This window comes from Streptomyces sp. NPDC037288, assembly GCF_055603265.1.
This window is the reverse complement of the sequence record NZ_JBVJVY010000009.1, coordinates 162134-186637: the sequence shown is the minus strand read 5'-3', so window position 1 is coordinate 186637 and position 24504 is coordinate 162134. Positions and strand designations below refer to the sequence as shown.

Annotated in this window: 21 protein-coding genes and 1 pseudogene; 20 read left to right on the top strand and 2 right to left on the bottom strand. The window is 70.3% G+C overall.

What is annotated here, in order from left to right:
- The first annotated feature begins 147 nt into the window (after positions 1-147).
- Both ACZ7GZ_RS14080 and ACZ7GZ_RS14075 read left to right on the top strand, forming a co-directional pair.
- Positions 148-714 carry a biotin transporter BioY gene (locus tag ACZ7GZ_RS14080; protein ID WP_471024005.1) on the top strand — a complete coding sequence of 189 codons (567 nt, stop codon included), beginning with the start codon at positions 148-150 and terminating at the stop codon, positions 712-714.
- A complete protein-coding gene (locus tag ACZ7GZ_RS14075; protein ID WP_471024003.1) occupies positions 711-1391 on the top strand; it encodes an energy-coupling factor ABC transporter ATP-binding protein in 681 nt (226 codons plus the stop codon). The genes ACZ7GZ_RS14080 and ACZ7GZ_RS14075 overlap by 4 nt, the downstream gene beginning before the upstream one ends.
- A 122-nt stretch (positions 1392-1513) precedes the next feature.
- Here ACZ7GZ_RS14075 and ACZ7GZ_RS14070 read toward each other — a convergent pair whose 3' ends face one another.
- Together ACZ7GZ_RS14070 and ACZ7GZ_RS14065 are read right to left on the bottom strand one after the other, a co-directional pair.
- Positions 1514-2074 carry an avidin/streptavidin family protein gene (locus tag ACZ7GZ_RS14070; RefSeq protein ID WP_471024000.1) on the bottom strand — a complete coding sequence of 187 codons (561 nt, stop codon included), beginning with the start codon at positions 2072-2074 and terminating at the stop codon, positions 1514-1516.
- A 282-nt stretch (positions 2075-2356) separates the two neighbouring features.
- Positions 2357-3265 (bottom strand): LysR family transcriptional regulator, encoded by a 909-nt coding sequence (locus ACZ7GZ_RS14065; protein WP_471023998.1) that lies wholly within the window; start codon positions 3263-3265, stop codon positions 2357-2359.
- Between the two features lie 94 nt (positions 3266-3359).
- On the opposite strand from ACZ7GZ_RS14065, the gene ACZ7GZ_RS14060 reads away from it, so the two are divergent.
- The 18 genes and pseudogenes from ACZ7GZ_RS14060 to ACZ7GZ_RS13975 all read left to right on the top strand — a co-directional run bounded on the left by ACZ7GZ_RS14060 (position 3360) and on the right by ACZ7GZ_RS13975 (position 24410).
- The gene (locus ACZ7GZ_RS14060) at positions 3360-4217 is read left to right on the top strand and encodes an arylamine N-acetyltransferase family protein (RefSeq protein ID WP_471023996.1); all 858 of its coding nucleotides are present in this window, start codon (positions 3360-3362) and stop codon (positions 4215-4217) included.
- A 29-nt stretch (positions 4218-4246) separates the two neighbouring features.
- Positions 4247-5719 carry an MFS transporter gene (locus ACZ7GZ_RS14055; protein WP_471023993.1) on the top strand — a complete coding sequence of 491 codons (1473 nt, stop codon included), beginning with the start codon at positions 4247-4249 and terminating at the stop codon, positions 5717-5719.
- A 343-nt stretch (positions 5720-6062) separates the two neighbouring features.
- Positions 6063-9947: a type I polyketide synthase gene (locus ACZ7GZ_RS14050; RefSeq protein ID WP_471023990.1), complete on the top strand. Its 3885-nt coding sequence runs from the start codon at positions 6063-6065 to the stop codon at positions 9945-9947.
- 51 nt (positions 9948-9998) lie between these two features.
- The gene (locus ACZ7GZ_RS14045) at positions 9999-10649 is read left to right on the top strand and encodes a TetR/AcrR family transcriptional regulator (RefSeq protein WP_471023987.1); all 651 of its coding nucleotides are present in this window, start codon (positions 9999-10001) and stop codon (positions 10647-10649) included.
- Between the two features lie 84 nt (positions 10650-10733).
- Positions 10734-11762 (top strand): ParB/RepB/Spo0J family partition protein, encoded by a 1029-nt coding sequence (locus tag ACZ7GZ_RS14040; RefSeq protein WP_471023984.1) that lies wholly within the window; start codon positions 10734-10736, stop codon positions 11760-11762.
- Positions 11763-11871: 109 nt separating this feature from the next.
- A complete protein-coding gene (locus ACZ7GZ_RS14035) occupies positions 11872-13383 on the top strand; it encodes a class I SAM-dependent methyltransferase (RefSeq protein ID WP_471023981.1) in 1512 nt (503 codons plus the stop codon).
- A gap of 112 nt (positions 13384-13495) precedes the next feature.
- Positions 13496-14302 (top strand): AfsR/SARP family transcriptional regulator, encoded by an 807-nt coding sequence (locus tag ACZ7GZ_RS14030; protein ID WP_471023979.1) that lies wholly within the window; start codon positions 13496-13498, stop codon positions 14300-14302.
- 101 nt (positions 14303-14403) lie between these two features.
- A complete protein-coding gene (locus ACZ7GZ_RS14025; protein WP_471023977.1) occupies positions 14404-14580 on the top strand; it encodes a hypothetical protein in 177 nt (58 codons plus the stop codon).
- Between the two features lie 90 nt (positions 14581-14670).
- Positions 14671-17919 carry a type 2 lanthipeptide synthetase LanM family protein gene (locus ACZ7GZ_RS14020; protein ID WP_471023976.1) on the top strand — a complete coding sequence of 1083 codons (3249 nt, stop codon included), beginning with the start codon at positions 14671-14673 and terminating at the stop codon, positions 17917-17919.
- 232 nt (positions 17920-18151) lie between these two features.
- Positions 18152-18922 (top strand): SDR family NAD(P)-dependent oxidoreductase, encoded by a 771-nt coding sequence (locus ACZ7GZ_RS14015; protein ID WP_471023974.1) that lies wholly within the window; start codon positions 18152-18154, stop codon positions 18920-18922.
- A 26-nt stretch (positions 18923-18948) separates the two neighbouring features.
- The gene (locus tag ACZ7GZ_RS14010; RefSeq protein WP_471023971.1) at positions 18949-20049 is read left to right on the top strand and encodes a type III polyketide synthase; all 1101 of its coding nucleotides are present in this window, start codon (positions 18949-18951) and stop codon (positions 20047-20049) included.
- A gap of 79 nt (positions 20050-20128) precedes the next feature.
- Positions 20129-20653 (top strand): cupin domain-containing protein, encoded by a 525-nt coding sequence (locus ACZ7GZ_RS14005; RefSeq protein ID WP_471023969.1) that lies wholly within the window; start codon positions 20129-20131, stop codon positions 20651-20653.
- A 45-nt stretch (positions 20654-20698) separates the two neighbouring features.
- Positions 20699-21511: an SDR family oxidoreductase gene (locus tag ACZ7GZ_RS14000; RefSeq protein WP_471023967.1), complete on the top strand. Its 813-nt coding sequence runs from the start codon at positions 20699-20701 to the stop codon at positions 21509-21511.
- The gene (locus tag ACZ7GZ_RS13995; protein ID WP_471023965.1) at positions 21508-22056 is read left to right on the top strand and encodes a flavin reductase family protein; all 549 of its coding nucleotides are present in this window, start codon (positions 21508-21510) and stop codon (positions 22054-22056) included. Before ACZ7GZ_RS14000 ends, ACZ7GZ_RS13995 begins: the two co-directional genes overlap by 4 nt.
- Before the next feature lie 72 nt (positions 22057-22128).
- On the top strand, positions 22129-23313 hold the full coding sequence (locus ACZ7GZ_RS13990; RefSeq protein ID WP_471023963.1) for an LLM class flavin-dependent oxidoreductase: 1185 nt from the start codon (positions 22129-22131) through the stop codon (positions 23311-23313).
- A gap of 70 nt (positions 23314-23383) precedes the next feature.
- Positions 23384-23770 carry a MoaF-related domain-containing protein gene (locus tag ACZ7GZ_RS13985; RefSeq protein WP_471023960.1) on the top strand — a complete coding sequence of 129 codons (387 nt, stop codon included), beginning with the start codon at positions 23384-23386 and terminating at the stop codon, positions 23768-23770.
- A 165-nt stretch (positions 23771-23935) separates the two neighbouring features.
- Positions 23936-24175, top strand: a pseudogene (locus ACZ7GZ_RS13980) (carboxyl transferase domain-containing protein); the annotation flags it as partial.
- Positions 24176-24206: 31 nt separating this feature from the next.
- The gene (locus ACZ7GZ_RS13975) at positions 24207-24410 is read left to right on the top strand and encodes an acyl-CoA carboxylase epsilon subunit (protein ID WP_471023957.1); all 204 of its coding nucleotides are present in this window, start codon (positions 24207-24209) and stop codon (positions 24408-24410) included.
- Positions 24411-24504: the final 94 nt, after the last annotated feature.

The window sequence follows — 24504 nt, the reverse complement described above, 5'->3', positions numbered from 1 at the left end:
CCGTATCAATGGTTCCCGATCACGATGAATACCCACAGGGTCCGGATATGTGTGAGCCGTGTCTCGTGGGCGTGTTCAGCGTTTGTGCGGGCGCCACTAGGATGAGGCGGTGGCGGTCATTCCACATTATTCTCGGGGGGTTGTGACGTGCGTACGAAGGACATCGCCCAGATCGCGCTGTTCGCGGCGATCATGGTGGTCCTCGGCCTGTTCCCGCTGATCGAGCTGCCGTTCGTGCCGGCGCCGATCACGTCCCAGACGCTGGGCGTGGCCCTGGCGGGCTCCGTGATCGGGGCGCGCAGAGGCGGGCTGGCGATTCTGCTGTTCGTGGTGCTGGTCGCGGTCGGCCTGCCGGTGCTGCCCGGCGGGCGCGGTGGTCTCGGGGTGATCCTCGGGCCGACCGGCGGATTCATCCTGGCGTACCCGATCGGCGCCTGGGTCGCGGGCCTGCTGACCGAGCGGATGTGGCGGGACTACACGCTGTGGCGGGCGGTCGTCGCCAACTTCACCGGCGCCGCACTGGTGTTGTACGTCATCGGCATCCCCTGGATGGCGGTCGTCTCGGGCATGCCGCTGGGCAGGGCCTTCGAGGTCTCCGCGGTCTTCCTGCCGGGTGACCTGCTCAAGGTGGTGCTCGCCTCGCTGGCGGCCGTCGCGGTACGCCGGGCGTACCCGCTGATCGATCCCCGTCGTTCCGTGGACTCGCGCGCATGATCGAGATCGACGGAGTGGGTCACCGGTTCGGTGACCGGCGGGTGTTGGACGGGATCGACCTCACGCTGGACGCGGACCGCATCGGCGTCGTCGGGTCGAACGGCTCGGGCAAGAGCACCTTCGCCCGGCTGCTGAACGGCCTGTTGGTGCCGGAGCGGGGCCGGGTGCGGGTGGACGGCCTGGACACCGCGGCCAAGGGCCGTGAAGTGCGCCGCCGGGTCGGTTTCGTCTTCCAGGACCCGGACGTGCAGATCGTGATGCCGACGGTCGCCGAGGACCTCGCGTTCGGGCTGAAGCACCACGGCTTCGGCCGCGCCGAGACCGGCCGGCGGGTGGACACGGTGCTGGAGGAGTTCGGGCTGACGGATTTCCGGGACCATCCCGCCCATCTGCTGAGCGGGGGCCAGAAGCAGATGCTGGCCATCGCCGCGGTCCTGGCCGTCGAGCCGCGGTACGTGGTCTTCGACGAGCCGACCACCCTGCTCGACCTGCGCAACCGGCGCCGGGTCGCCGCACTCATCAGGGAGCTCGAGCAGAAGGTGGTGGTCGTCTCCCACGACCTGGAGCTTCTCGCCGAGTTCGACCGCGTCATCGTGCTCGACCGGGGCCGTGTCGTCGCCGACGGCCCGCCGCGGGAGACGATCGACGCCTATGTGGCGATGCATCCCCCGCTGTAGCGGGGTTGCGCACAAGGACGGGGCGCCCGGAGGGAGATCCTCCGGGCGCCCCGTCCGCGCGTCGCCCTGAGAGGGCCGGCGCGTCACGTGTTCAGCGGCGCGTCACTTCTCCGGCGGGCGCGTCACTTCTTCAGGGTGGGAACCCCGGCGTTCACGCCGGCCTTGCGGGCCGCGGCGACGGCGGCGGCGGACGGCTTGGTCTTGGTGAACTCGTCATGACCGACCAGCGTCGACTGCCACTGGTTGGCGGGGGTGGTGCCGGAGGTGAGCAGCCACTGGGTGTTGATCCGTGCGGCGGAGCCGCCGAAGTACTGGCCGCTCCAGGTCGTGGCGGAGTGGGCGTTGCGGTAGTCGTTGCGCCAGGAGACGGTCCAGCCGAGGGACGTGCCGCTGCCGTCCGTCGGGGCGCTGTCGTAGCGGCCGGTCACCACGTAGCGGTTCTCGGCGTTGCCGACGGTGGACTCGTAGGTGCCGGTGAGGCTGCCGTCCGCGTTCGCGGTCACCGTGAAGGTCGAGCCGAGCTCGTTGTACCAGGTGCCGGTGATACCGGCCGCGGCGGCGGACTTCACGGTCGTCTTCTTGGCGGCGCCCGTGTCGGCGAAGGCGTTCGCCCCGACGGTGACGAGGGTCAGAGAAGCGGCCGCGGCGGCCGCAGCGACGACGATCTTGCGCTTGTGAGACACGAATTCTCCCCTGATTTTGTGTCCACGAGACCGGCGGGTGCGCTCTTTCGCGCGCCGCACCGGAACCTCGAATTCCTTGTACGGAAAGGAAACAGGCTGGCCCGGTCCGTCGATAACTGCCAACGGCACATGTCCGACGGGATCGTACTCGCGCATCACCGATCACCTCAACTGGCTTTTGCATCACGGCCTTTCGGCCATTCCATGGCTGAATTTCGCTCAACGGGCCGCCGCGGGAATAAATCCCCGGCTCCCGAGCCCGCGCCGGCCCGGTTCGGGGTTTCACCTCAGCATCGCCTGGACCGATTCGCGCACCTGGCGGCGGAGCCAGACATGGGCGGCGTCGGCGTCGTCGCGCGGGTGCCATGCCTGCATGACGTGCACGGGCGGCAGGGCCAGGGGAAGGTCACGCAGGGTCAGTCCGAGTGCCCGGGCCGTGCGGCGGTGATGAAGCCGGGGCACGAGGGAGACGAAGCTGTCCGATCCCGTGAGAAGCAGCGCCGTCGCGGCGAAGGTGGGGGCGGTGGCGACGACTCGTCGGCTCAGCCCCAGGTCGGAGAGCGCCTTGTCGATGGGCCCGTGCATACGGCCGCGCCGGGAGGTGACGATGTGCCGGGCGCCGGCCAGCCGTTCCGCCGTGAGTTCGCCCTCGGCCAGGGGGTTGTCGTCGCGCATGAGCAAGACGTGGTGGTCCTCGGCGAGTTGCTCGGTGCGTATCTCGGGGGCGGCGGCGCGTATCACCCCGATCTCCAGATCCGTGCTGCCCTCGCGCAACCGTGAACTGTCGCCCGCCAGTTCCGCCAGGAAGCGCAGGGTCACGCCGGGCGCCTGCGAGCCCACCCGGGAGACGAGGTGATCTCCCACAGAGGTCACCACCGCATCGTTCGCGACGATCGTGAAGGTGCGTTCCAGGCTGCCCAGATCGAGTTCCGCCGTCGGCGCGAGCACCGTGTATGCCCGCTGGACCAGCGCATGGACCTCCGCCGCGATGGCCACGGCGTGCGGCGTCGGCTGCATGGTGTGGCCGGCGCGGACCAGAACCGGGTCGCCGAGCACCCGGCGGATACGTCCCAGGGTGCGGCTCATCGCGGGCTCGGTGATACGCAGTCGGGCCGCCGCCCTGGTGACCGAGCACTCCTCCAGCAGGGCGTCGAGGGCCACCAGGAGGTTCAGGTCGAGTTTCGCATGCATGGCGTGCATTTTATAAGTTCCGATATTGCATTTGTGGTTATGTACCCGCCTCCTGGAGTCTTGTTCTCGCTGCGCACAGGCACTGGGAGGAAGCGTGAACACAGACAGCGCGTACGGCTGGAACGGCGAACTGGCGGATCTCGACTCCTACTTCGCGCGAATCGGTTTCGAGGGCCCGCGGACCCCGACCTTGGAGACCCTGCGGGCCCTGCAGTGGGCGCACGTGGCGACGATTCCGTTCGAGAACGTCGACATCCAACTGGGCCGGACCGTCCAGCTGGATCTCGACTCGGTGCACGACAAGCTGGTCACCCGCTCGCGCGGCGGCTACTGCCTGGAGCAGACCGTCCTGTTCGCCGCGGTCCTGGAGAGGCTGGGGTTCAAGGTGACCGGGCTCTCGGGCCGTGCCCGTATGGGAGCCGGCCTGCGCCCGGCCACGCACGCCCTGCTGAAGGTGGAACTGCCGGACGCGCCGCGCACCGGTCAGTCGTACCTGTGTGACATCGGGTTCGGGGACATGGGCCCGCTGGAACCGATCGAGATCACGGACGGCAACGAAGTCCTCCAGGGAGCCTGGCACTACAGGCTCGCGCGCCAGACCGGCGTGACGGGCAACGAGGAGTGGGTGCTGTACACGCTCCGCGAGGACGGCTGGTGGGACCTGTTCAGCTTCACCCTCGACCCCCGGTACGCCGTGGACTACGACATGGTGAACTACCACCGCTCGACGCACCCGGCCTCGCGGTTCGTCCGCCATCTGCTGGTCCAGCAGCCGCAGCCGGACGCCCGCTACGACCTCACCGGAACCACGCTGACCGTGACCCGGCCCGACGGTGCCCACGAGACCCGTCAGCTGGAGCCGGCCGAGGTTCCCAAGGTGCTGGACGAGGTCTTCGGAATCCGCCTGCCGGGCGACGACGCCGCCGCCCTGGCCGACAAGCTGGCCCGCTGAGGGCCCCTGGCGGAAACGGGAGGAGAGAAATGACGGAGCTCAGCCGCCGGCGCCGCGTACTCGTTCTGACGATCTGCTGCATGAGCCTGCTGATCGTCAGCCTGGACAGCTCGATCGTCAACATCGCGCTACCGCAGATCTCCACCGACCTGCACGCGTCGATGGCCGGGCTGCAATGGACGGTCGACGCGTATCTGCTCGTTCTGGCGAGCCTGCTCATGCTGTCGGGATCGACCGCCGACCGGATAGGCCGTCGGCGCACCTTCCAGGTCGGCCTCGCGGTGTTCACCGTCGGCTCCCTCCTGTGCAGCATCGCCCCCGGCCTCGGCTGGCTGATCGTCTTTCGCATGGTGCAGGCGGTCGGCGGGTCGATGCTGAACCCGGTCGCGATGGCCATCATCACGAACACCTTCACGGACCGGGCCGAGCGGGCCCGCGCCATCGGTATGTGGGCGGGCGTCATGGGCGTCAGCACGGCTCTCGGACCGGTCGTCGGCGGAGCGCTGGTGGATTCGCTGGGCTGGCGGGCGATCTTCTGGCTCAACGTCCCGATCGGGGTGCTGGCCATCGTGCTGTGCCAGATCTTCGTTCCGGAGTCCAGGGCAGCCAGGGCACGTCGCTTCGATCCGGTCGGGCAACTGCTCGTCATCGTCCTCCTGGCCTCGCTGATCTACGCGACGATCGAGGGCCGGGAGGCGGGCTGGACATCGCCGAGGATCGTCGCCCTGTTCGCGGTGTTCGCGGTGGCGCTGGGCGTCCTGATCGCATACGAGCGGCGCCGCCACGAGCCGTTGGTCGAGCTGCGGTTCTTCAGGAGCGTGCCGTTCAGCGGAGCGAGTGTGGTCGCGGTGTGCGGGATGGGCGCGATGAGCGGCTTCCTGTTCATCAACCCGCTGTACCTGCAGAATGTGCGCGGTATGTCCGCGCTCGAAGCGGGGCTGTGCACACTGCCGATCGCGGTGATGTCGCTGCTGGTCTCGCCCCGCTCGGGCCGGATGGTGGCGCAGCGTGGGCCACGGCTTCCGCTGGTGATCGCGGGTGTCGCGATCGCCCTGGCCGCCGTCGTGCAGACGAGCCTGGACAACGGGACCGCTCTGGTGTGGCTGCTCGTGGTCTACGCGGTCTTCGGTCTCGGCTTCGGCATGCAGAACCCCCCGATCACCAACACCGCGATGTCCGGCATGCCCACGGAGCAGGCCGGGGTGGCGGCAGGCATCATCTCCACCAGCCGGCAGGTGGGTCAGGCGCTCGGCGTGGCCGTGGTCGGTTCGGTGGTGACGTCGAATCTGCACGGCTCCCTGCGCACCGGGCTCGCCGAGGCGAGCCATCCGGGATGGTGGATCATCACCGGCTGCGGCGTCGCGGTGTTCGCCCTGGGTCTGCTCACGACCGGACAGTGGGCCCGCCGCACCGCCGAGGAGACCGCCGCCTCCTTCGCCCCAGACGCCGGGAAGCCGGACGACAAGCCGGCCGTCGCGACGGGCGGTCCGGGACGGACCTGAGGAGTGCCGGCCTCGTGGCCACACGAACCGCTGTGCACAGCCGGCGTCCCGAGTGACGCCCCTCGACTCCGTACCCGCGCTACCCCCGCATCGGCACGGGTACGGCCCCCGCTCCGCCCGGAACTCCCCGAGTTCCGGGCGGAGCTGTGTGTTCCCCCGCCGCACCGCAGGCCGATCCCGCACCTGTCGCCGTTGCATGTGCCAAGGCGAAGGCGAATGTCGGAAAATTCATGTGACAGGGATCAGCCATGTGTGCGAGTCTAAGTTTGTATTCAAGGTCATGAGCGTTACGTCGGTCCATCGACCGGTCGGCGAGCTGGCCTGATGTCATTCAGGGGGATGGATGGGCTTCACGGGGGAAGTACGGTCCGCCGGACGAGACGTGCCGGTTGCGGACCCGATCGCGGTCATCGGTATGGGATGCCGGTTTCCTCAAGCGCCTGGCATCGACAGTTTCTGGTCCTTCCTGGTGAACAACGGTGACGCCATCACCCCGGTCCCCCGGGACCGGTTCGACGTCGAAGAGCACTACGACCCGGTGGGCGGCACCCCCGGAAAGACCGTCTCCCGTCACGGCGGATTCCTGGACGACGCGTTCGCCTTCGACGCCGGCTTCTTCGGCATAGCGCCGACCGAGGCGCAGACCATGGACCCCCAGCAACGGCTGCTGCTCCAGACCGCCTGGGAAGCCCTGGAGGACGCCCACCTGCCCCCGTCGAGTCTCGCCGGCAGCCGGTCCGGGGTCTTCGTCGGGCAGGCCACCTCGGAGTACGGCGACCTGCCGCGACCGCTGACCCGACGCTCGATCCACGGAGCCGCGGGGCACCGCATCAGAGCCGTCACCGCCGGCCGGCTGTCCTATGCCCTGGACCTGCGAGGCCCGAGCGTCGTCCTGGACACCGCGTGCTCCTCGTCCCTGGTGGCCGTGCACGCGGCCCGGCAGAGCCTGCTCACCGGGGAGAGCGATCTGGCCATCGCGGCGGGGACGAACATCATCCTGTCGCCGGACGACGCCGTGGCCTACGCACAGGCCGACATGCTCGCCGCCGACGGACGCTGCAAGTTCGCCGACGCGTCCGGTGACGGATTCGTCCGCAGTGAGGGAATCGGCGTCGTCGTCCTGAAACGACTGCGGGACGCCCAGCGCGACGGCGACATCGTGCAGGCCCTGCTGCTCGGCAGCGCCGTCAGCAACGACGGACGCGCCAGCGGCCTGCTGCTGCGTCCCGCGGTCGACGGCCAGCGCGCGATGCTGCGCGAGGCGTGTCGCAGCGCCGGCATCACCCCCTCCGACCTGGACTACGTGGAGGCCCACGGCACCGGGACCGTGGTCGGGGACGAGGTCGAGTTACGTGCCCTCGCCGAGGAGATGGGCGGACGCGGCTCCAAGGCGCCCCTGCTCACCGGGGCGGTGAAGACGAATATCGGCCACACCGAGGCCGCGGCCGGCATCGCGGCCCTCATCAAGACGGTACTCATCGCCCGGCACCGCCTCGTCCCCGCATCACTCCACTACAACGAACCGCACCGGCTGCTCGCCGCCGGCGACCTTCCCATCGAAGTCGCCGCACGCAACCAGCCGTTGCCCAGGGCCGGGGATGCCGCGCTGCTGGGTGTCAGCTCCTTCGGCCTGTCCGGCACCAACGCGCATGTCGTCGTAGGGGAGTACGTCCCCTCCGCCCGGGAACCCGGCCCCGTCGCGTACGGCGAGGATGCCACCGCGCCGGACACACCGCACCTGCTGGTCCTGTCGGCCCGCTCCCCTCGTGCCCTGAGCCGCATCGCGCGTGCCCATGCGGCCCATCTGGAGCCGGGCGGGGCCGGGCGGGAACACCCCCTCGACGCGATCTGTTCGACTGCGGCCTGCCGGCGGGACAGCCACCCGTACCGGTTGTGGGCGGTCGGCCGGACCCATGACGAATTGGCCGGCGCGCTGAGGGCGCTGGCGGCCGGTGAGGAGACCCCGCAGGGCGGACGCGGCCAGGAGCCGGTCCGGGACGGGGTCAGAACCGCGTTCGTCTTCCCCGGACAGGGATCGCAGTGGCTGGGCATGGGGCGTGGACTGCTCGCCGGCTGGCCGGAGTTCAGGACGGCGATGGAGAGGTGTGACGCCGCGGTACGTGCCGAGGCGGGTCTTTCCCCACTGGAGATACTGACCGGGGAGGCCGCCGGCTTTCCCCGGTCGGTCGAGACCGTTCAGCCGGTCCTGTGGGCCATGGAGGTGGCTCTCGCCGAGGCCTGGAGGAGCCGGGGCATCGAGCCCGACGTGTGCGTAGGGCACAGCATGGGCGAGTCGGCCGCGGCGCACGTGGCAGGAGCTCTGTCCCTGCGGGACGCGGCCGCGGTCATCTGCCGCCGGAGCCGTCTGATGATGAGCCGGTCCGGCCGTGGGGGGATGCTCGCCGTCGACCTCCCCGCCGACGAGGCACGGGCCGTCGCCGAACGCCACGGTGACCGTATCGGCGTGGCGGTGGAGAACGCGCCGTCCTCCACCGTCCTGGCGGGCGACGCGCAGGTCCTGCGGGCCGTTGCCGACCAGCTCCGCTCGCGCCAGGTGTTCTGCCGGCCGGTGAAGGTCGACGTCGCCTCGCACTCGCCGGAGATGGAGTCGTTGGCCGGGGACCTGATGGCCGCCCTCGCGGACCTGGCGCCGAGGCCGTGCGCGGTCGACATGGTCTCCACCGTCACCTGCCGGCAGGTGGCGGGGCCCGAGCTGGATGCCGCGTACTGGATGGCCAACCTGCGCCGTCCGGTGAGGTTCGCCGGCACCCTCGCGGCGCTGGCCGGGACGGGCGAACACGCCTTCGTGGAGATCAGCCCGCATCCGGTGCTGACCCCGGCCATCGAGGAAACACTGGCCTCCGTCGGCGCTCCGGTCAAGGTGGTCGCCTCGATGTACCGCGACCGCTCCGAGCCCCTGACGATGGCCTGTGCCGCCGGTCGCCTCTTCGTCGAGGGAGCCCGGATCGACTGGCACCGATGGTTCAGGGGCGCCGCGGCCCGAGTGCCGCTGCCGTCCTACCAGTGGGATGCCGAACACCACCGTGAGGACATCGCCGCGGTGACGCACTCGGGCGCGGAGCCCGAGACGCGGACCATGGAGGTGGGAGACTGGGGAGGCGTCACGGTGGGGGACGTCACCCCGCTGCCCGCCGCCGCCTTCCTTCTCGCCGGCCTCGGTACGCCGGCCCCGGCAGGCCGGTCGCGGATCCTGGAAGACGTCCGCTTCGGCGGCGAGCTCGTCGAGGCCGCCGACACCACGTATCTGCGGACGTCCTGGAGTCCTCCGGCGGGGGACGGCTCCCGCGCCACCACGGTCGAGGCGTCCTCGCTGCGCGGGGGGCGGAGCAGACGGGTACCGGTGATGCGGGCGAGGCTGCGCACCCGCTCGCTGCCCGACGCCGGAGCGGTGTGTGACCGGCTGGACGCCGCCCTCGCACGCTGTGGCCGGTACGTCTCACCGTCGGCCTTCCTGCATCTCGCGGCCGTCCGGGGATACCGCGTTCCGGATCACCGGCTGGCGGTGCGGGGAATGTGGTGCGGCGACGGTGAATCGGTCGCGCGGATGTCCCGCCCGGACGCGCCGGCCCCGGTGGTCTGGGAAGCCGCGCTCCAGCCGCTGCTGATCTCTGCCACGGACGACGCGACGGCGCGGTCTTCGGACGTCCCCTACATACCCACGGCGCTGGCCGAGGCGCGCATGGACACGGAACTGCCCGAGGAGTTCTGGTGCCTGACCCGCTGCCGGCCGCTGGACGAGGGGCAGCGCGAGGCCGACGTGCTGGTGTGTCACCCCGACAGCCGGGTCATCGCCGAGTTCCGCGGTATCACTCTGCGCCCGGCGGCCCACGGATCGGGCCGTCAGGGGCGACCGCCCTCCGCGCGGGCGGACCGGTTGGACGCACGGCGGCACCAACCGGCCTCGCCGGGCGGGGCGTTGGACGCGGACAGCCTCTTCCGCCATGTGGCCGCGGTGCTCGGCGTGCCTGCCGACCGTGTGGACCGCCGCCGGCCGCTGCGTGACCTCGGGCTCGACTCGATCCTGGCCGTACGGCTCAGGAGGCTGCTCATCGACCGGTACGGCGTGGACGTGCCGATGGACCGGCTGCTCGGAGAGGAAGGCCTCGCGGGGTTCACGCACGAACTGACCGCGAGCGACCCCTTGACCCCGGAAGAGGCGGACGCCTCCCCGAAGGATACTGGAGTTCAATCTTGCATCCTGGTATAGCTTGCTGTTGTTGGACGGGGGCCGGGACGCCTCAGGGGAGAGGGAACCATCTTGGAAACGACGGTTGTCGGCACAGCACCTGCGGGACGGAGAGAGCGCAACAAGCAGCGCATTCGCAAGCGGCTCTATGACGCAGCGCTGTCGCTCTTCGCCGAGCAGGGCTATGACGCCACCACCATCGACGAGATCGCTGATCGCGCCGATGTCGCGAGGGGAACGTTCTTCAACCATTTCCACCGCAAGGAAGACCTGATCGCCGAGTGGGGCGAACAGCGACGTGCGCGGCTGAAGACGTATCTGGAGGAGACCGTGACCGCCGGGGAAGGCCAGTACCAGCACCGTCTGGAATGCTGCATGGGCGTGCTGGGCCGGCTGAACGAGGAAGAGGAACGCGACGTCACTCCCGCGATGCTCCGGGCATGGGTGCAGGCGGGCCAGCCGCTGATGGAGGAGCCCTACGCGGCCAAGATCTTCGCCGACGTGGTGGAATCCGGGCGGCTGAGCGGCGAGTTCGCCGCCGAGATCGACGCGGTCCGCGTGGGCAACGCCCTGCGTGACACGTACCTGGGCACCCTCTACCGCTGGGCCCGGCACTCCGGAACACCTTCTCTTCAGGACGAGCTGCAGGAAGTCCTCAAACTCCTGCTGACCGGCATCAAGGCTGAAGCGTACCGGGAAGGCGGTTGCGTCAAGGGACCCTGAAGGCCGGGGCCCCAGCGCCGAACGCCCCCACTCTCGCTGGAGAACATCCACCGCGCCCCCCGTCACCGGACCAGAGGAGAGACCGTGGCATCTGCACCCGAGTCCGCTGCGCAGCGACCGTCCGAGGTCGCCGCCGTCGCACGTCCGTCACGGCATTCCCTTTCGGCACCGGAGGCGGTGCCGATCAGCGCGTTGTCGCCGTCCGACTCCCCGCGCAGGCAGCCCGAGAGCGCCGCCCGCATCCGCGAACTCGCGGAATCTACGGCGCCGGTGGAGCCCATCGTCGTCCACCGGGCCACGATGCGGGTGATCGACGGCATGCACCGCTTACGTGCCGCCGTACTGCGCAAGGAGACCCGGATCCCCGTGCGGTTCTTCTCCGGTGACGAGGCGGACGCGTTCGTACTGGCCGTGGAGCTGAACATCCGGCAGGGCCTCGTACTCTCACTGACGGAGCGCAAGGCCGCTGCCGGACGCATCATCGACAGCCACCCGCACTGGTCGGACCGGGCCATCGCGGAGCGCACCGGTCTGAACGCGAAGACGGTCGCCGTCATCCGCAGGCGTGCAAGTGAGGAAAGCGGTCAGTTGCACGCCCGGATCGGCAGGGACGGGCGAACCCGGCCGCTGAACACCGCCGACGGCCGCCTCAGCGCCGCGGCGGAGATCACCGCCAACCCTTGTGCCTCGTTACGGGAAATCGCCGCGAAGTCAGGTATATCCGTGGGTACCGTCCGTGACGTGCGCAAGCGGATGCAGAGCGGGCAGGCCCCCGTTCCCGTCCGCCAGCGGACGGGAACGACGCACAGCACGAAGCCTGCCGCCCTGCCGTCCGGAACGCCGGCCAGCCGTGCGTCCGGTGAGAGCGCGAACGCGGTCCGGTCGGCCGTGCGCAAGCTCGCCCAAGATCCCTCCCTGCGCTTCTCCGAGGCCGGTCGCGCACTGCTGCGCATGCTGCACGCGACCGAGACCGAGGACGGGAAATGGCAGAGGATGTCGGCAGTGATTCCTCCGTACTGTGTTCCCTTGGTGCGCACCATCGCCCTGCAGCGTGCCGAGGAATGGCGCGCTTTCGCCGACATGGTGCAGGGGCGGGCCAACGAGGCGGGTTGACTCCCCTCGATGCGGCTTGCCGCTTTTTTGTGACCCTTCTTTGATTGGCTTTCTAGTGAGCGCCGGGAGAATCGTCGGCGATCCCTAGGTGCCAGCGAAGGAGACTCGCGTGCCCATACATCAAATCGCCGCCGAATCGCTTGTGGATTCGTTCATGCAGGCTCCCGACGGCGCACTGCACAACGAATTCCAGCGCCTGGTGCTCTCCTTGTGGTCCGAGTCCGGTCCCCGTGCACAGGCCGAAGACGCGGTCGCCGAGATCCTGGCGGTCCTGGCCACGGCGCCCGGCCGGCGGCGCGCGCATCTCGCCCTGACTCTCGGACTCCTGGCCGATGTCCGGGGACACGGAGGCGACCCCGCCGTCCGCGCCCGCGTCCGGACCGGCCTGCGCGGCTACCTCGACCTGCTGAGCCGCACCGACGGCGACGCCGCCCTGCAGGCTGTGGTGGTGTACCTGCTCGCCCAGTTCCCCGAGGACCGTGCCCTCATCCTTCAGCACCCGGCAACGGCCGCGCTGAGCCCGGACGACCTCTCCCGGCTGCAGCGGTGCCTGGCGCCGCTGGACCCCGGCACACCGGCGATCGGACGGGCCTGGCCGTCTCCGGCCAGGTGGACGCTGGACGCGGCGGAGCTGGACCGGGAGCGCCGTTGGACGCGCACGCTGACCCCGGCCCGCATCGCCGCGATGTGGGACAAGGACACCCGCACCCTCCTCGCCTACCTGGGAGCGCGAGCCGTCGGTGCGGTGACCTTCGGCCTGGGCGGCAGGGGTCTGCCCGTGGACGCGGAGGCCCACGGGGCGACGGAGTCCGCCGCGCGGCCCGCCCCCGACGCCCTGCGCGGCCCGCACGCCGGGGCGTTCCGCTGCCCGCACTGCCGGGGCCGGCTGGCCGAGGAGGCCACCGGCGCCTCCTGCGCGGTGTGCGGCGCGCGCTACTCCGGTGATCGCGGCTACCTGGACCTTTCGGGTGAGGACCCGGACGCGGCGGATCAGATAGCCGGCAACTCGCCGATGTACCTGCACCGTTACGAAACCCTGCTGCGCCCCGCGTTTCTGCGCGTACACGGCGCCAACTGGAACGGACCGGTCACGCCGCGTGACGAGGACCGCTATCTGCACGAACAGGTACGGCCTGCGGCAGGCCCCGTAGTCGATCTCGCGGCAGGTGCCGGCCGGTGGACGAGGACACTGGCGGACCGGGTCGGCGGCGACCGGGTGATCGCCGTGGACCTCGCGGCGGACATGGTGCGGAAGCTGCGTACGGCCTTGCCCGGGGTGCTGTCGGTGCGCGGCTCCGCCGGCCGGCTTCCCTTCGCCGACGCCTCGCTCGGCGCGGTCAACTGCTGGAACGCCCTGCAGTCCATGGACGAGCCGTACGGTGTGATCCAGGAGGTGGGCCGGTGCCTCCGGCCGGGCGGCACGTTCACCCTGCTGACGTACCGCACGGCCGCCGACCCCGTCTACCGGCATTTCCAGCGGCGCCACGAAGAGTGCCTGGGCGTGCGGTCGTTCGACATCCTCGAAATGCGCGAAGCACTCGCCTCGGCGGGGCTGGAAATCCGGGACGAAACCACGCCGGGCACCTTTCTGCTCATCACGGCGGTGCGCAACGGGAATTGATGCGCCATCGGGCAGGGATACCCCCGGACGGTGAAACGTGATAGCAGTTGTGATGGTGAAGCGACTGTCGACGGCGCCGTACTGACCTGATCGGATTTTTATGAAGGTTGAAGTGCTGGGTCCGATGAACCTGTGGATCGATTCGCGTACGGTTCTTCCCACCGCCAAGAAGCAGCGCAAGGTGATCGCTCTGCTCCTGCTTAATTCTCCGACAGTTGTCCCTGTCTCCTCGTTCTTCTCCGAGATCTGGGGAGAGCAGCTGCCGGCCACGGCCCGTACGACGTTGCAGACCTACGTGGTGCTGCTGCGCAAGCTGTTGGCGCAGGCCATGGGGGTGCCCAGCCAGACGGTGGCCCGGGAAGTGCTGCAGACCCGCGGGGCGGCGTACGCCTTCTGTCTGGGCGAGGGCTGGTCGGACCTTCAGGAGTACCGGTCGTTGGAGCAGGACGGCAACGCGGCCTTGGCGGAAGGCCGCCATCAGCAGGCCGTCGAACTGTTCCGCCGGGCCGAATCCCTGTGGCACGGCCCCGCGTTGGCCGACGTCGAGCACGGGCGGCTGCTGGAGGCCGAGGTGGCGCGGCTGGAGCAGTCCAGGATGACGATGATCGGGCACCGGATCGACGCGGAGCTGCGTCTGGGGCATCACAGGGCGGTGCTCAGCGAGCTCGCCGGACTGGTCGCGGAGCACCATGTCGACGAGGACCTGAACGCGAAGTTCATTCTCGCGCTGTACCGCAGCGGTCACCGCAGCCGCGCGCTCGAGGCCTACGAGCGACTGCGTACGGCGATGATCCGCGAACTGGGCCTTGACCCCTCCCCCACGCTGCAGCGGTTGCACCGCGGTGTCCTGGAGTCCGATCCCGCCCTGGAGCACCGGCTCCAGGCCGATCGCCTGAGCCCGGCCGGCAGGAATGCGTAGCCGGAGGGGGCGCGCCCCTCCGTGGCGCGGCTGCAGAGGAAAGACCGTGTACGGCCCCCCGGATCCGAAAGCCCGGACACCTCACCGACGAAGGAGACGAGATGAACACCACCACGGCGGACAAGAACCCCACCGGCCCGGAGATCACCGAGATGTTCCCGGTGCACCCGGCGGGTTCCGTCGACCTGACCGCCGAGCTGCCCGGTGAGCGGGTCGGCATGCAGGCCCGCTCGGGCTCGGTGACCACCCTCTCGGCGATCTACTGGGTGTGCTGCTGACGAACGGCACCGGCCTGGTGGGACTCCGCTCCCACCAGGCCACCGTCCGGCCGGTGGCCGCCGGACACGACCGGACCTGGGAGGAACATCATGGGCGCGCCCCCCGACGCGGCGTACCGGCAACTGTCCGAGACCGCCGCCTGGGCAGCGGCGCAGTCCCTCGCCGAGCGCACCGCCTCCGGTCCGCCGGCGGCCTCGCACCCGGACCGGGCCCGCGCCCGCATGGACGCCTGGAATCAACTCGCCGCGTTCCGCGGCACTCCCGGCTCCGTCGAAGCGAACCTGCGGGCACTGGGCACCGACGCCGCGACACTGCGGCGGGTGCTCGGGGAGGACCCCGCGGAACTGGCCGACCGGCTGGCCGCGGACGGCGCCGGGCAGCCGGCGTGGCTCAGGGCGTTCACCTCCGCGCACCGGGCGGCACCGGGAACGTACGCGTACTTCGGACCGGCGTTCCCCCGCATCGCCGAGCCCCTGATCTGCCGTGCCACGGCCCGGTTGCGCACCGCGCTGAGCGATGACGGCCCCGGCGGGCCGGCCGGTGTGGCCGACGCACTGTGCGCGACGGTGCCCCTGGCCCGGCTCGACGCGATGCTCGCACCGGCCATGATCCTCGAGATCAACCTGGCGCGGGTGGCGGGCCGACTGAGCGGGCGGACCCCGCAGGAGCGTTTCGCGTCGTTCACCGAGCAGCTGGCCGATCCCGGCTTCCGGTCCGCTTTCTGGTCGCGGTACCCGGTACTGGCGCGGCAGGCGACCGAGGCCCTGGAGACCTGGGTGCACAACGGTCTGCGCTTCGCCCGGCGCCTTCGGGCGGACCTGCCGGAGATCAGCCGGACGCTCCTGGCCGGGGACCTTCCCACCGGGGTTCGTGCGCTCTCGTTCGGCCTCGGGGACCCGCACAGAGGCGGACAGAGCGTCTGCAAGGTGGAGTTCACCGATGACAGCGTCGTGATGTACAAGCCCAGACCCCTCGGTGTGGAGGCGGCCTTCGCCGAAGTCCTGGCCCGTTTCCACCAGGAGTGCGCGATATCCGTCCGCGTCCCGCGCCTGCTCGACCGGTCCGACCACGGCTGGGTGGAGTACCTGAGCCCGGCCCCCTGCCGCTCCGCGCAGCAGCTTGCCGTGTTCTACCACCGCATGGGGGCGGCGCTCGCGATGGTTCACGCCTTCCGCGGCACCGACCTGCACCACGAGAACGTCATCGCCGTCGCCGATCAGCCGGTGCTGGTCGACCTGGAAGCCCTGTTCCACCCCGCGGACCACGGCGCGTCGGTATGGGCCGCGGACCCCCGCCCCGGCCCGGCCGACCTGCTGTTCCACGACTCGGTGCTGGCGACCGGTCTGCTGCCGGGAAAGACCTTGGTGAACGAGGAGGGACAGGCTCCGCGGGTGACGGATCTGAGCGGCATCAGCGGGGCCGCGGGGCAGCCCTGGGTGGTGCCGCTGCTCGTACCCGAGAACGCCGGAACCGATCGGATGCGCCTGGTCAGTCGGGAGGTCGAGGTTCCGGGGACGGACAACCGGCCACGGCTGGCCGACGGCTCGCCCGCCGATCCCGCCGCGTTCGTCGCCGACCTGCTCGCCGGATTCCGGACCGGCTACCGGTGGCTGTGCCGCCGTCGTGCCCAACTCCTTCCCCCCGGGGGCCTGTTGGAGCGGTTCGCCACCACACCCGTGCGCTATCTGCACCGGGCCACCGCCGTGTACGAGAAAGTCCTCAGGGAGAGCTTCCACCCGGACTTCGTGTCCGATGCCCTCGACCGGGAACGCAGCGTGGCGCGGCTGTGTTCGGGCTGGCGGGGCGCACCGGGCAGGGAGCAGATCGTACGCAGCGAGATGGATGCGCTGCTGGCCGGCGACATCCCTGCGTTCCGCCTCATGCCCGGTACGCGAGACCTGCACCTGGACAACGGACGGACCGTCCCGGACTTCCTCGCCTCCAGCCCGCTCTCCCAGGTACGCGCGAAGCTCCGGGCGATGGGCCCGGACGACATGGCGCGGCAGGAATGGATCATCACCACCTCCTTCGCCGGCCAGTCCGCGTCCGGCCGGCCCCGCATGCCACGGGTCCTCCCCCACCGCCGGACCGGACGCGGCGGCTCGGCCGGCGGACCGGGCACCGGTGCGCTGATCGATGCCGCCGGGGCCGTCGGCGACCGGCTCATCCAGCTCTCCGCGACCTCGGGAGACCGGGTGGGCTGGCTCGGCACCCGCGTGATCGCGCAGGGCGCGAGTGAGATCGCACCGGTCGGTGTCGACCTGTACTCCGGTCTCTCCGGAATCGGGCTGTTCTTCCTCCGCCTGAGCCGGATCACCGGGAAGCGACGCTTTCACGCATACGCGGAACGCATCGCTGACGAGGTCGTACGACGTCTGACCGACGAGCAGGACCAACGCCGCCGGGACGGGCGGCCCGCGGGCCCGCAGGACACCGGCCGGGGTCTCGGGGCCCTGTACTTCCTGAGCCACGACCGGCGGCTGGGCGGACACGGGGAACGGTTCACCGCGGTGCGCGACGCCGTGGTGCCCTGCCTGGCCGGGGCCATCGCCCAGGACCGCAGGTACGACATCCTCGACGGCAGCGCGGGCTGGCTCCTGGCGCTCCTCGCCGCGCACTCCGTCCACCCCGATCCGGAGCTGCTGGCCCTGGCCCGGCTCGCCGGTGAGCACCTGCTCATCGGCCGCACCGTCATGGAGCAGGGCGCCGCCTGGCACAACACGGCCGTCGGCAGCACCCGCCCCCTCACCGGACTGGCCCACGGCACCTCCGGCATCGCCCTGGCGCTGAGCCGCCTCGAAGAGGTCGCACCCGACCGACGGCACATCGAGGCCATCACCCAGGCTCTCGCCTACGAAGCGAGCACCTACAGCCGGCACGAACGGAACTGGCCCGATCTGCGCGACGGTGTGCCGGAGCGGTTCCGGTCGTCCTGGTGCCACGGCGCCGCGGGGATGGCCATGGTCCGCACGGAGCTCATCGCCGCGCCGTACCTGGCCAACGCCGCCCGCGATCTGCGTGCGGAGGTCGTGGACGCCCTGCCCGCCACGCTCATGAGCCGGGCGAACCACAGCCTGTGCCACGGGGACCTGGGCAACCTCGAACTGCTGCTGCTGGCCGAGCGCGCGGACCTGTGCGGCGAAGGGCAGTCGGCCGGAGCGCTGGACGCGGCGCTGGAGGCGGCGCGCAAGACCGGATGGCGCTGCGGTACACCCGACGGGGAAGAGGTCCCGGGGCTCTTCACCGGAATCGCCGGAATCGGCTACAACCTCCTGCGCATCGCCGTCCCGGAAAGCGTGCCCTCGGTCCTGCTCGTACAGCCTCCCGAAGGGCCGTAGAACACCCGTCGTCCTCCTGTGTGCAAAAAGCTGCTGAGTTCCGGTGCGAGCCGGTCGCGCAATCCCGTTGCGCGGCCGGCTCTTTGCCATGTGCATCCGGTCCTGTGGCTGCCACTGCGCTGTGCATTCCGGCCCGTACCACGGCCGGTTGTCGTGCATGCATTCTTTGAGTCAACTGCTAGCACGCTCCGCCAACCTGTATCTGGAACCCCGCAGAGAAAGCGAGTCTCAGATGGCAGGTAAACCGCTGGCCGGAAAGGTTGCCGTGATAACCGGCGGCAGCCGGGGAATCGGCGCTGCCGTGGTCAGGCGTCTGGGGGCAGAGGGGGCGTCCATCGTCTTCGGATACCGCAATGCCGTCGAAGCGGCCCGGCAGTTGGAGTCGGAACTCAAGGCGGACGGAATCCAGGCGCTGGCGGTACGGGCCGATGTCGCCGACCCGCAGGAGACGGGGACTCTCGTCGACCGCGCCGTCGCCACGTTCGGACGACTGGACGTCATGGCGTCCTGCGCGGGCATCGAGCACTTCGGACCGCTGGCCGACCTGACGCCCGAAACCGTCCACGAGGTCTTCGCGGTCAACACCCACGGCCAGCTGTTCGCCGCTCAGCACGCCGCCCGCCATCTGACGGAAGGCGGCCGGATCATTCTCACCTCCTCCGTCGCCGCCCGTCGCACCGTCTTCGAGCACACCCTGTACTCCGCCAGCAAAGCGGCGGTAGAGGCGATGGTGCGCAGCCTGTCCGCCGAGCTCGGCCGCCGCGGCATCACCGTCAACGCGGTGGCGCCCGGAGCAACCGCCACCGACATGGCCGCAGCGAACGGCGCCCGTTACCAGCCCCCCGGGCTCGACCTGCCCACTGAGCGGTGGCTGGCAGTCAGCCACGCGCTCGGCACTGTCGCGCAGCCGGCCGAGGTAGCCGGAGCCTATGCCTTCCTGGCGGGCCCCGACGCCGGGTACATCACCGGGCGCACCCTGCCGGTGGACAGCTGCCTGTTCTGACAACCCCCCTCATCAGGAGCGAAACCGTGTCCACGCTGTGCAAGCCCGCCGTTGCCGTCCCGGAACATGTCATCACCATGGACGAGACGCTGGAATTCGCCAGGAAAGTCCACGCGGACGATCCTCAACTCCCGCTGGCGCTGCGACTGATACGCAATACCGGCGTGCAGAAACGGCATATCGTCCAGCCCATCGAGAAGACACTTGCGCACCCTGGCTTCGAAACACGCAACCGCATCTACGAAGCCGAGTCCAAGAAGCGCGTACCCGCCGTGGTCATGGAGGCACTGGCCCACGCCGATGTGACCGCACAGGACATCGACGCCATTATCTATGTCTCCTGCACCGGCTTCCTGATGCCCTCGCTGACCGCGTGGCTGATCAACGAGCTGGGCTTCAGGTCCGACACCCGGCAGATCCCCATCGCCCAACTGGGCTGCGCCGCCGGCGGAGCGGCGATCAACCGGGCGCACGACTTCTGCACCGCCTACCCGGACAAGAACGTCCTCATCGTCTCCTGCGAGCTGTGCTCGCTGTGCTACCAGCCCACGGACATCGGTGTCGGATCCCTGCTCTCCGACGGCCTGTTCGGTGACGCGGTCGCCGCCGCCGTCGTCCGCGGCACCGGCGGCCGCGGAGTCTCCCTGGAACGCAACGGCTCCTACCTCATTCCGCACACCGAGGACTGGATCTCCTACGCGGTCCGCTCCACCGGGTTCCACTTCCAGCTGGACCGCAGGGTGCCCGGCACCATGGAGCCCCTCGCTCCCGTCATGCGCGAGCTGGCCACCGAGCACCGGTGGGACATCGAGGGTCTCGGCTTCTACATCATCCATGCGGGCGGCCCCCGCATCCTCGACGACCTGTCGAAGTTCCTCGGTGTCCCGCCCGAGAGCTTCCGCTACAGCCGGGCGACGCTGACCGAATACGGCAACATCGCCAGCGCCGTCGTCCTGGACGCCCTGGCCCGGCTCTTCGACGAGGGCGGGGCCCCGCTCGGCGCCCAGGGCGTGATCGCCGGATTCGGCCCCGGCATCACGGCGGAGATGGCTCTGGGCACCTGGGTCGGCAGCGAACAGGACGGCGTCCGGCCCGCGGTCCGGGAGGCAGTGCCCGCGATGTCCTGAGGCCGGTGGCCCGCGGCTCGCCGGCAACACCCCCACACCACACGGTGCACACCACGCGGTTCACGAGAGGAAGCCAGCTGTGGACGGAGTGATCGTCCCTCCCGGGCAGGGCAGGAAGCTCGTCACCAAGGCACAGGAGGTGACCTTCAAGGTCACTGGTGCCGACGCCGGGTTCGCGTCGATATTCGAGGTCGTCGTCCCTCCGGGCTTCGACACCGGCGCGCACTTTCACACGCATTCGAAGGAGTTCTTCTACATCCTCGAAGGGCAGCTCGATCTGTTGGCCTTCGAACCGAAGGAACGCACGGAGGACAGCTGGCACGACTGGGAGGCACCGGACGGCCGGCGGGTCGTGCGGGCGGGCGTGGGCAGCAGCATGTTCGTCCCCGAGCACACCCCCCACGCGTTCCGTAATCCGACCGACCAGCCGACCCGGATGATCTTCCAGTGCGCTCCGCCGCCGGACCACGAGCGCTACTTCGAGGAGCTGTGCGACATCTTCTCCTCCGGCAGGACGGTCGACTCGGACAAGGTGCAGCGGCTGCGCGACCGCTACGACGTCACCCAGCTCACCCCGCTCCGCTTCGGGCCCGGTCAGCGGTGACCGGAGCCTGACCGGAACGCCCCCTAGCCGCCGCATGGAGAGACCGTGGCAGACCCACTGACCCAACGGACGGCACTGGTCACCGGCGGCAGCCGGGGGATCGGCGCCGCGACCGCAAGAGCGCTGGCCCGCCTCGGCGCCCAGGTGGTACTCACTTACCGCAGCGACCGGGACGCGGCCGAAGGCGTCGCCGCCGAGTGCCGCGCGCTGGCCGGCACGGCGCACGTGCTGCGTGCCGATCTCGACGGGACCGAGGCCGCGGACGGGTTGCTGGACGGCCTGCGCGATGCCGTCGGCGCAGTCGACATCGTGGTGAGCAACGCGACAACCCCCCACAGCAGAGCGGGAGTCGTGCAACTCGGCACGGATCAGCTGCTGCACAAGGTCACTGCCGACCTGGCGGTGCTCCACCGGCTGGTCCGGGGGCTGGTCCCCGGCATGCAGCGGCGCGGGTTCGGCCGGTTCGTGGTGATCAGCAGCGGTCACGCCATCGGGCCCACCGCGCCGGGCATGGCCGCCTACGGGGTCGGCAAGGCGGCCCTGGAGGCACTGGTGCGCTACACCGCTGCCGAAGAAGGACACAGCGGAGTCACCGTGAACGCGGTACGGCCCGGATTCGTCCAGACCGACACCAGCCGGGACGTACCCGAGGCGGTACGGGCGGCGATGCGGCGCACGATTCCGGCGGGACGCCTCGCCGGCGCCGAGGACATCGCGGGGATCGTGTCGCTGATCGTGCAGCCCGCCTCCGGCTGGGTCAACGGAGTGTCCATCCCGGCCTCCGGCGGGCTCAACCACCCCGTCGACTGGACGAGGGCGCTGCCGGCACCCGCGCCCGTGCGGGAGGGGGCGACGTGATCGCCTCCTCACCGTCGGTGGCACCGGAGCTGTTCCGCGACTCCATGCGGCAGTGGGCGACCGGCATCACGGTCGTCACCGCCGCTGACGCGGCCGGCCGGCCCCACGGGTTCACGGCCAGCTCCTTCACCGCCGTATCGATGACACCTCCGCTGGTTCTGGTCTGCCTGGACCAGAACGCCAACTGCCTGGAGACCTTTCGCGAGTCCGACTGGTTCGCCGTCCATGTGCTGCGTGACGACCAGGAGGGGCTGGCGATGCGGTTCGCCCGCAAGGACGCGGACAAGTTCGCCGGGTCCGAGCCACGGTCCGGACTGGGTGGCGCACCACTGCTGGACGGGGCCCTCACCCGGCTGGAATGCCGGACGGCGGAGCGTATCGCGGCAGGCGACCACGTGATCCTGCTCGGGGAGGTGCGCCGCGCCCGCGTGCGGGAGGGCGAACCCCTGCTGTATTACCAGCGGGCCTTCCACCGCGTCCGGCCCTTCGCCGCGGAAGCGGTCCCGGCGGGCACCCCCCGCGCCGCGTCCCGAGCACATCCATGAGCGGGCGGCAGAACCCGCCCGCGACGTCTGTCCACCGACCCGAATACCGGTAATGAGCTGATTGAGGTACTGATGAGTGATGTGACCGTGCCCGGACCCAGGCGGTTCGGTGTCTTCCTTGCGCCGTTCCACAAGAGCGGGCAGAACCCGACGCTGGCCCTTGCGGACGACCTCGATCTGATGGTGCATCTGGACCGGTCGGGCTTCGACGAGGCGTGGATCGGTGAGCATCACTCAGGTGGCTGGGAACTGGTCCCCGCACCCGAGTTGTTCATCGCCACGGCGGCCGAGCGCACCAGGCACCTGAGGTTCGGCACGGGAGTCACCTCCCTGCCGTACCACCACCCGTTGATGCTCGCCGACCGCATGGTGCTGCTCGACCATCTCACCCGAGGCCGTGCGATGCTCGGTGTCGGTCCCGGTGCACTGGCCTCGGACGCGTACATGATGGGCATCGAGGTGGCCCGGCAGCGGGACATGATGGCGGAGGGCCTGGAGGCGGTCGTCGCGCTGCTCCGCGGGGACCAGCCGGTCACCCGCAAGACCGACTGGTTCGAACTGCGCGAGGCGCGCCTGCAGGTGCGCCCCTACACCGCACCTCACTTCGAGATCGCGGTGGCCGGGACGATCTCGCCGTCGGGCCCGCTGTCCGCGGGCCGGTTCGGCTGTGCGCTGATGTCGATCGCCGCAACCGCCTCTGCGGGATTCAATGTTCTGGGGCAGCACTGGGACCTCATGGAGCAGCAGGCCGACCAGTACGGCAGCTCGGTCGACCGGAACGCCTGGCGCATCTCGGGGCCGATGCACATCGCCGAGACCCGGGAACAGGCCATCGCCGATGTGACGCACGGCCTGAGCGACTGGGTCGAGTACTTCACACAGGTCGCGACGCTGCCGCTGGCTCCGGAATCGGACAACCACGCAGATCTGGTCGACGCGGTCAACGCGTCCGGCTTCGCGGTCATCGGAACCCCCGACGACGCGATCGCTCAGATCGAACGCCTCGCCAAGCAGTCCGGCGGGTTCGGTACCTACCTGATGATGGGGCACAACTGGGCCGACCGAGAGCGCACCCGGCGCTCTTACGACCTGTTCGCCCGCTATGTGGCCCCGCACTTCCAGGGTTCCCTGGACAGCCTGCACGCCAGCCGGGACTGGGTGGCGGAGAACCGCCCGCAGTTCCTCGGCGCCTCGAACGCCGCCATTCACTCAGCCATCGAACGCCATGCGGCCGGGGCGAGCCCGTCCGCCGGTTGAACGGCCCCGGACCGCCCCGACCTCCGCGTCGATCACCCGAACATCCCTGGACAGAAATGAAGGAGTCCGCATGAGCCTTGACAGCGCGCCCGCCGCCGTGAACCCCTCGACCACTGATGAGCCGGTACTGGTCGGCCATTCCTTCACCGTCCGCGTCGACACCGGGCTGGTGGCCCGTCAGGAGTACTCCGCCGACGGCAGGAGCGTCACGCTCACCGTCCTGGAGCCGGGGAACAGCGGTGTCCCGGCGGGCCCCTGCGGCACGGTGGACGTCTTCATCCGCCGCCTTTCCCCTGGCACGTACCAGGTCGGCTGGGTGGAGCCGAACGGCGTGGTGATCTGCAATGTGCAGGACCTGGTGGCAGGAACCATGAGCAACTTCCTCAGCAAGCCGCCGCTGGAGGGCGGCGAGCGCCGGGGAGAGATGCACACCGGCAAGATCAGCCGCAACTCCTGACCTCGGACGGCCGCCGCCGACGAGGCGATGCGGCGCACCGCTGCGGCCCCGCTCGCACTCCCTCACCGGGCGGGGCCGCTTCCCCACCGGGGTTGGACAACGGGAAGGCCACCCGCATGGCACGTGCAACGACGGCGACCGCCTCGGTCCGGGGGCTGGTCGACGAGCAACGTCATCTTCCGCAAGCAGATCACCGAGGCCGACGACCCCGAGGCCATGCGCGCCCGCATGGTCAAGGAATACAGGTCCGAGCTGATGCACCCCTACTACGCGGCCGAGCGCGGCCTGGTCGACGACGTCATCGACCCCGCCGACACCCGCCACACCCTCATCCGCGCCCTGGAGATGCTGCGCACCAAGCACGCCGATCTCCCGGCCCGCAAGCACGGCAACCCGCCCCAGTGACCCACGCCACCGCGACGAGGGAGAAGACACCGTGAACCCCGCCCACCGCAACCACCCCATCCGCGTGGAAAGAGGCCAGGCCAGCGAGGAGGAGCTCGCCGCCCTCGCCGCCGTCCTCCTGGCCCGCGCCGCCCACCGCCCCTCGGCCGTCCCCGGCCCGCGCCCCACCGCCGCCCGCTGGCGCCGCCTGGAGCGCCAGACCGGCTTCCGAGGAGCCACCAGCTGGCAACGCTGACCAGCCGAACCGGCGACGGCGCCGCACCCCACGGTGCGTTCGAGGGGGCGCTGCCACACCGCCGGAGACGTCAGCCGACATGCTCTGGCGCGGC